Origin of the sequence: Buttiauxella sp. S19-1 (genome assembly GCF_022134725.1) — a bacterium.
Taxonomy (GTDB): domain Bacteria; phylum Pseudomonadota; class Gammaproteobacteria; order Enterobacterales; family Enterobacteriaceae; genus Buttiauxella; species Buttiauxella ferragutiae.
In genome coordinates this window covers 1-2,582 of record NZ_JAHWLU010000221.1, presented here as the reverse complement: position 1 = coordinate 2,582, position 2,582 = coordinate 1, and the positions used below count along the sequence as shown (strand labels likewise).

General features: G+C 38.1%; 2 protein-coding genes and 1 pseudogene. All 3 read left to right on the top strand.

Translation table 11 applies throughout. The features are described 5' to 3' along the window. A partial coding sequence (locus MES37_RS24040; RefSeq protein WP_237932794.1) for a glycoside hydrolase family protein occupies positions 1–1,319 on the top strand: 1,319 nt, incomplete at its 5' end. Positions 1,320–1,331: 12 nt separating this feature from the next. Further along, positions 1,332–2,168: a hypothetical protein gene (locus tag MES37_RS24035; protein ID WP_064542582.1), complete on the top strand. Its 837-nt coding sequence runs from the start codon at positions 1,332–1,334 to the stop codon at positions 2,166–2,168. Between the two features lie 205 nt (positions 2,169–2,373). Continuing rightward, positions 2,374–2,582: pseudogene (locus tag MES37_RS24030) on the top strand (hypothetical protein); the annotation flags it as partial.

The following is a 2,582-nucleotide window of genomic DNA, read 5'->3' as shown; positions in this document are numbered from 1 at the left end:
AGGTACAACGTCTGGTGGTGAAGCATCACAGTGAATGGCTGAAGGATGGTATGTCGGCGTTGTGGCAGGCGGCTCTGGATGAACAGGAAAAAAGCTACCCTGAACTGGCATTGTATAATAAGGAGTATGTTAACAAGCTGGTGTGGATGAAGGATGTGCCGGAAATCCGCAGAAGTGATGCCTTGTGGCATATGCATCCGGTGGTGTTTTTGGATGCTCTTAATCAGCAATCAAAAAATGAAATTATTTTCCCGTTAACGGTGAAACCAGAAAATGATCCAGGTAAGAAATGGTCATATAGGAACTGGCGTGATGTTAATCGAGGTAATGCTGCGGCATATGGCAGGAGTCGAGATAGAAGAAGATTGCATGCCGGACGAGATCTTTATACTAATGAATATGAATCGGTTGTTGCCATTTGTGACGGTAAAATATTACGGACTTCCCCTTTTTATAACGGAACAAATGAAGTAAGCGTTCTTCATACTACAAAAGATGAAAGGAAATTTATTGTAAGGTATGGCGAGTTAGATCCGTCTAGCATAGTGGTTAGACCCGGAGATGATGTAAAGCAAGGACAACATTTGGGAAATACAGGGCGATTGATTAATGACAATGGTCAACCAACAGTAATACTTGATCAAACAGTTGTGTTTATGTTGCACTTTGAATTATATACAGGTCAAGTTGCTTACAACTTAAGTGTAGCTTTGACTAATCAGAATAACCCCCCATTTTTAAGACGAGATGATTTATCTGATCCGATTGATATATTGGCTGAAGGGTATGTAAGTACATTTTTGAAAAATAGAGAACAGAATGGTAGAGTTGAAATAAATGAATTGCATACATCAGAGAGCGGTAAGGAATTCATTAAAGCGTGGGAGTCGTTAAGGCTTGCTTCTTATAATGATTCTGAGGGTTTTTGTACTATAGGCTATGGCCATTTAATTGATAAGAAACGATGTGAAAATATTGTACTCCCAATAGAGTTTCAAAGTGGCATTGACAGAGAAAAAGCTATAAGCTTATTTGAAGATGACCTTATTGCTATAGAGGGAGGAGTGAAACGGTCTGTGACGGTTGAGCTTTATCAGTATGAGTTTGATGCGCTTGTAAGTTTGTTATTCAATTGTGGAGAATTCTTTTTATCCATTGGCAAAGCCCCAAATCTATTGAATTTACTTAATTCCAAAGAGTATGAGCGTGCTGCCTATGAATTACTGGATATTACGAATGAAGGAGATTCTGGGCTTATAAAAAGACGCAAGGCAGAAAATAACATGTTCTTAAATAATGTATATGATGCTACTCATTAATAAGGTGATTTTATGTATAAGGTTTTCATAATTTGTTTTTTACTGATTTTCTCATCTGTGGCAAATGCCAGGGTTGAGAGTGAAATAGAGTCTGTAGTAGATAAAAACACTGTAACGTGGAAGCATTATGTAGTTTCTGACTTAATAATGCCAGGTGGAAAAGATATAACAGAAGAAAGCGTGAGTTATGTAAATAATGTGTTCAATGGGAAAAGGATTAATATTGATAGAGTCAATGTCAATATACCCGGCACATGTAAATATGAATATTATATGGAAAGTATAACGCCATTAAAGTATTGGCACAGCCAAAAAACCGTAGATTTATATGTTAAATTACTATCGAAGTATAATGTAACATTGAATGGCGATGTGATTTTAATTACACCAACAAGACCATCTAATAAATGTGGTTATCCATTTTCTTACTTTATCAAGGTGGATGATTCTCTGGTTTTTGTTTTAAATAATCGTATGGTAATTTATTCCCAAAATGAAAATGGTGAAAAATCTGATGATATAGAACACCATGACGATGTTGATTCACAAATGATGGATGAATATGGAAGTGTTAGTGAATCTTTTTATCATGGAGATACCCTTTTGGATGCTTATGGTAAATACAGGGATGGTTTGACTACTGATTACAAAAACCATCTTGTAGAAAAGATACTTCTAAATAAAGACTTCACTATGAAGTGTGAAAATGGCTGTATTGAAGTTGATTATAACTGGAGCGGTCCAGACAAACTTATAATTAAACTAATGTTTGAGGGGGGTGAAACAGAGATTGATTTCCTCAAAGAAGCTCAAGGAACGAAGGTTTTAACCAAATCATCCCCAGACTGATATTTTAGTTCCAGAATCAGTTTTCTGGTTCACGTAAAGCCGCTTCCGGCTGGAGCAGAATGAGGCACCGCAGAGTCTCTTCCAGACCCCGGAAGAAGGATGGCTGCGTCAGACGTTTGGTCGGCTGGAAGAGCTGACCCGAAGTGATGCCGATGACACCTATTCGTCGGGAGATGCTGAAAGCTATAAGAAGTTACTTCAGCAGATGGATATGAATCAGGATGGTTTGATAGATACCAACGAGTTATGGCGGTACCTGCATAATAATCAGGCAGATATACAATATCAGGTACAACGTCTGGTGGTGAAGCATCACAGTGAATGGCTGAAGGATGGTATGTCGGCGTTGTGGCAGGCGGCTCTGGATGAACAGGAAAAAAGCTACCCTGAACTGGCATTGTATAATAAGGAGTA